This is a genomic window from Anaerolineae bacterium, assembly GCA_014360855.1.
Taxonomy (GTDB): Bacteria; Chloroflexota; Anaerolineae; order JACIWP01; family JACIWP01; genus JACIWP01.
In genome coordinates, this window is record JACIWP010000256.1 from 1 (window position 1) to 4207 (window position 4207).

General features: G+C 63.5%; 5 protein-coding genes. 1 reads left to right on the top strand and 4 read right to left on the bottom strand.

All coding sequences use genetic code 11. The annotated features are described in order from the left end of the window. Window positions 1–213 (top strand): hypothetical protein (locus tag H5T60_12145; protein ID MBC7243183.1); only part of this gene is annotated, 213 nt, incomplete at its 5' end. A gap of 13 nt (window positions 214–226) precedes the next feature. Here H5T60_12145 and H5T60_12150 read toward each other — a convergent pair. The 4 genes from H5T60_12150 to H5T60_12165 form a co-directional block, all read right to left on the bottom strand. Then, on the bottom strand, window positions 227–601 hold the full coding sequence (locus H5T60_12150; GenBank protein MBC7243184.1) for a MoaD/ThiS family protein: 375 nt from the start codon (window positions 599–601) through the stop codon (window positions 227–229). A gap of 1 nt (window position 602) precedes the next feature. Further along, entirely contained in the window at window positions 603–842 is a 240-nt protein-coding gene (locus H5T60_12155; GenBank protein MBC7243185.1) for a MoaD/ThiS family protein, read from the bottom strand. A 30-nt stretch (window positions 843–872) separates the two neighbouring features. Beyond that, on the bottom strand, window positions 873–2060 hold the full coding sequence (locus tag H5T60_12160; GenBank protein ID MBC7243186.1) for a tungsten cofactor oxidoreductase radical SAM maturase: 1188 nt from the start codon (window positions 2058–2060) through the stop codon (window positions 873–875). A 76-nt stretch (window positions 2061–2136) separates the two neighbouring features. Next, window positions 2137–3894, bottom strand: a complete 1758-nt coding sequence (locus H5T60_12165; protein ID MBC7243187.1) for an aldehyde ferredoxin oxidoreductase — start codon at window positions 3892–3894, stop codon at window positions 2137–2139. Window positions 3895–4207 lie beyond the last annotated feature (313 nt).

Consider the following 4207-nt stretch of genomic DNA (forward strand, 5'->3'; position numbering starts at 1 on the left):
CCGGCCGGCTCCACCCCGGCGCGCATGCTGGCCTTCGACCTGGGCGAGAAACAGCGCCGCGCCGGTCAATACCTGGAACTGCTGTTAGGCATTATTGAGGACACGAGGACAGCGAAACTGGTCACGCAACTGCTCTTGGAAGAGCTTCAGCACCTGCAGTGGCTGAAATCCGCCTGGCTGGCCGCGCGCCAGCGGGCCAGCGAAAGGGCCTGAAACAGGGCCGGCGCTAGGCGCCGCGATAGGTATGATGCAGGCCGGCATCCTCCCGCTCTGCCAGCGCGCGGCGCATTTCCTCCGTCATAGCCGCACCATGGCGGTACTGGAACGGCCACATACTGGTCAGGTCGAAAATCCCCACCCGATCGCCATCCTGCAGGACGTGATCCAGGTCCGGCTGAAGGCCGGGCATGGCGCTGAGCTGGCCGCTGATGAACGTGATGCCCCGCTCCTCGGAGGGAATGCCGAAATGTTCGAGCAGCCGGCGCATGGTACTGCCCGCCGGCAGGCTCAGCTTGACATTGGCGTACCCACTGCCGGCCCCTTCGCCGGCATAGCGTGCCAGCCGGCCGTACAACCAGACATCCACCTGAATCTCTGCCATCTCATCCTCCGCCAATGGGTGGGAAAATGCCCAGCTCGTCGCCGTCCGAAAGCACCCAATCCCGCGGGCGAGCGCGCCCGTTGACGAAGACCACCCGCACCACGTCATCGGGCAGGCCCAGCATATGGATGACTTCCTGCACGGTGGCGCCGTCATGTACCTGCAGTTCGAACGGCCTGCCGCCGGCGGCATCCGGGCGGAACTTATCCAGCGTTGCAAACAACTTCACCGTCAGACGCATCGCATCCTCACCCACATCCCGATAACGATATTATGGACAGCGCACGATATCTTGTGCCCAGAGACAATCGGCACAGGACGGGTTCCACCCCCAACATCCCTCGTTGCGCTCCCGCAGGTCGCAGGTCTCCCGCAGATCGCAGTCCGGGCAGGAGGGGAAATGAAAGCTCCGCACCTCACTCCGGAAGCGCACGTAGGTCTCGGACATCCATATATCTGCCAGAGGGCTTTCGCCGGCATTGCCCAGCACATACCGGCTCACATACTTCTTCCGACCATCTATGGCGTAATAGCTGTACGTATGGGACAGGGCATAGCAAGGCGAGACGCCCCCATCCCACCCGATAACCATGGCCCGGTCGTTGATGAAGCGGCACCGCCGCTCGGCACCCCAATGCATGCGCGGCAGTTCCAGCGTGCCCCACATGACCCAGGCATCGGCTTTCACGGGCCAGCCGCCGGCATTGAACGGCGGCCGAGGCTCATAGCCGTACAGCACTTCCTCGCGCATCTCCTCGGTATAGGGCAGGACATTGCTGACCAGCACCCGCGCTGCGCCCATCCGCGAGGCCAGGCCGGTCAGCTCCGCCAGCTCCCCCACGTTGCTCCGCAGGGCGACGAACTCAAACCCCACCGCCGGCGTGAGGTATCCCAGGCGGCTCTTCGCCTCGTTCAACTGGCGGACGTTGTCCAGCACCCGCGCCAGCATGGCGCCGCGGATGCCGGCATAGGTCTCTGGCCGCACGCCATCCACCGACACCACCAGCCGGTCCACTCCTAGCCTCACCAGCTCTTCCGCCATATGGGCATCCAGCAGGAGGCCGTTGGTGCCGACCGTGACCGCAACGCCGCGCTCCCGCACTTTTGCTATCATATCCAGAATGTGCGGATGCGTCAAGGGTTCGCCGAAGCCGGTGAAGATGACCCGCTGAAGCTCGGGCAGTCCCTCCATCCCCCGGACGATGGTCTCGAACAGCTCCATCGGCATGAGAGATATCGGGTCCTCCCAGACGTTGCGGATGCAGGTGCGGCACTGCAGGTTACAACCGGTGGTCGGCTCGATATAGAGCTTGCGCACGTCCGGCCGGCGCGGGTGCAGGATAATATCGCCGTCCCGCTCGTCCAGCCAGTATTCGCTCTGGGGCGGGATATGCCGGCGCGCCAAAAATTCCCCCGGCAGTATCAGCCGGCCTTCCTCATCGCTTCGCACAATGGGCATCGGTACTTCACCTCCCATAAAAGAAGCGGGCAGGGCGGAGTGGCTCGCCCTGCCCGCAGCGCCCGCCCTGGACGGGTTACAGTTCGCCGAAGACCGAGTCCAGCGCCTCGTCCGGCACGTCGAAGACCTGGTTGTGAGGCGGCAGTGGCTCGTACTTCATGAACTCGGGCACGCGGTCATGGGCCTTGGTGAAGCCGGCGGCCTCGTTGAAGGCCCGCTCCTTGCGCAGGATCTCCGCGCCGAGCTTCGGCACATCATCCACGGTCCACTTGGTGCCCAGGACGCCGTTGCACTCCTGGACGAAGCCTTCCATGCCGCTGGGGATGTCCAGGATGGCGAAGGCGATGAAGAGGCAGTGGCCGGAGGAGTCAATGAAGGCCGTGGTAGCCTGGAAGGCGCGGCTGAGCGCGGCTTTGCCCTCCGGGCTGAGCGGATCCGCCTTGCCGCCCACGCTCAGGATTTCCGGCGCGATGGTGTAGCCGGCGGTGTGGTCCGCGCCCATGGTGCTCGTGGCATAGGTGATGCCGATGCCCTTGACGGCGCGCGGCTCGTAGGCCGGCATGCTCTGCCCCTTGACCACCGGCACGCGGGTCACGCCCAGCACACGGCCGGCTGTGGCCGTGCCGGCGCCCAGGATGCGGCCCAGCGGCGTGCCCTTGCCCATCTCATGCACCAGCTCGATGGCCTTCTCGCCATCGCCGAAGGGGATGACGCCGGCTTCCATGGCGACTGCCAGCGTCGTGCCGGTCTCGATGGTGTCCAGGCCGTAGGCGTTGCAGAGGCGCACCATTTCGGCGATATCATCCAGGCTGTCGATCCCGCAGTTCGCGCCCAATGCCCAGTCGGACTCATATTCCACGCAGGAAGTGTGCTCGGTCCCATCCGGCTTATGCCAGGTGTTGGAGCACTGGATGATACAACCCGGACTGCAGGCATGGTTGTAGAGTTCCTTGCCCAGTCGCTGCTTATTGCCCTCGAAGATAGCCTCGCCGGCGATCTTCGGAGCGCCCTCGAAGCGGCCGCTGGCGAAGTTGCGGGTGGGCAGGCCGCCGGCCTCGTTCATGATATTGATCAGCACGGCTGTGCCGTAGGTATTCAGGCCACCCTTGGGCTTGGTGATGTCATGGGTGCGCAGGGCATCAATAAGCTTCTTGCGCCCCTCGTCGAAGAGCGCTTGATCGGCGTACTGTACCCCCGGCGCGCCGGTGCGATCCACCACGATAAACTTCAACCCCTTGCTCCCCATGACGGACCCCAAGCCGCCGCGGCCGGAGTAGCGGCTGGGCCGACGGGCCATATCGTTGTACACGATGCCGGCGTTCCCATAGCCGAATTCACCGGCCACGCCGCAGCCGGCAATGTTCACCTTCTCGCCGAAGCGCTCGAACAGCTTGGGGTAGACCTCATACAGGTCTTTGCCGGCATACTCATCCGCCGGCAGGAATTCGACCTTGGGCTTGCTCCCGTCCCAGGTCAGATGCGCCATCCACCACTTGCCTTTTTCCTTCGGCTGGCCCTCCACCACGATGGCTTTGATGTGCATGGCGGCCAGGTCCTGGGGCCATGCCGAGCCGGCGTTGGACTCCTTGATACCCCAGGTGAGGGGAGATTTGCCGCCGGCGGAAATGCGCGCGGAGGTCGGGGCGGTGGTCCCGGTCACGATGCCCGGCGCAAAGACCAGCTTGTTGTTGGGGCCCAGGGGATGACATAGCGGCGGCACCTCGTCATGCACAATTGTGGAGGTCAGCCCTCGCCCTCCCAAATACTTGTACGCCTCGGGGACATCTTCCAGCTGATAGGAGCGATCCGTCATGTTGATGCGCAAAATCCACATACCTCCACCTCCTTGTGTGATGAGGGGGCAGGGTCACTGCCCGTGCGACGCAGTACGAAGACAAAGCTGACGGACAAACTGGCTGGAACGAAAGGTTCGACGAGAGGAGAGCTCACGCGCCAAGCAGTATACATTACTATATTCTAATATATGGGTAGTTTGGAATTTTGTCAAGCCTTATTGTCGCCAAGCTTGACAGTACATGCCGGCACCTCACCATCCGAACGCTTCCTGGGCGGCACGGCGCAGTTGGGCGATAAACTCCGGGAAGGGCGTGTTCTGATAGTGAAGGACCGCCTGCGATTCGCTGGTA